This is a genomic window from Vibrio sp. YT-15 (assembly GCF_033337445.1).
Classification (GTDB): domain Bacteria; phylum Pseudomonadota; class Gammaproteobacteria; order Enterobacterales; family Vibrionaceae; genus Vibrio; species Vibrio alginolyticus.
In genome coordinates this window covers 1-1,000 of record NZ_JAWOQR010000202.1, presented here as the reverse complement: position 1 = coordinate 1,000, position 1,000 = coordinate 1, and the positions used below count along the sequence as shown (strand labels likewise).

Sequence of the window (1,000 nt, the reverse complement as noted above, 5' to 3'; positions counted from 1 at the left end):
TTGAGTGGACAGGTAATGTGCAGCTGGGGACGGTTATCCAAGAAAACAGCCGTTCTGGTGGTGAACAGAGTGCGAACTTCTTTGTAAATGGCCCTCTTGCAGAAAACTTGTTGCTACAGGTTTATGGTCAATACACCGCAAGGGAAGAAGATGACATTGATTATGGTTATGAAGACAAAGATATGCAGAGCATCTCTTCAAAACTGATCTATCAAATCAATGATCGTCACTCTGTGCAGTTAGAGGGTGGTACATCGGCACAAAGTCGTCGCGGTAATGTTGGTCTTTCTGTACCTACGACGGGCTGTCGTAGAGGCTGTGAAGATTCATTAAATGAATACCGTCGCAACTACGTTACGCTTAGTCACGCCGGGGAGTGGGAGTTATTGGGTAACTCTGATACCTACTTGCAGCGCGAGGAGAGTGAAAACAAATCTCGCGAAATGACTATTGTAAATACCACGGTTAAATCCAGTCTAGTTAAAGGGCTGGGCGCGCATACTCTGACAACTGGTGTCGATGCGACGCATGCCGAGTTGGAAGATTTTACGTCCAACAAAGCATCATCTAAAACGAAAGCATCAAATACACAATGGGCTGTGTTCATCGAAGATGAATGGAAGATCGCAGAACCTTTTAGTCTGACATTAGGTGGTCGTTTGGATCACGATGAAAACTACGGCGCGCATTTTAGCCCGAGAGTGTATGGTGTGTGGCGTGTTGATCCTGCTTGGACGGTCAAAGGCGGTGTGGCGACAGGCTTCCGCTCTCCTCAGTTACGTGAAATTACCCCAGGTTGGGCGCAAGTCAGTGGTGGCGGTAATATTTATGGTAACCCAGATTTGGATCCGGAAACTTCCCTGAACAAAGAAATCAGTGTGCTTTACCAAGGTGATTCTGGTCTTGATGTGACATTAACCGCCTTCCACAATGAGTTTAAAGATAAGATTACTCGCGTGGTGTGCCCAGATACAATTTGTACGGATGGCCCAAACCAATG

1 protein-coding gene is annotated in these 1,000 nt (G+C 46.5%); it reads left to right on the top strand.

Features of this window, described 5'->3' with window-relative positions; translation table 11 throughout:
• Nucleotides 1–1,000 (top strand): TonB-dependent receptor domain-containing protein (locus R7D93_RS26325; RefSeq protein ID WP_318129684.1); only part of this gene is annotated, 1,000 nt, incomplete at both ends.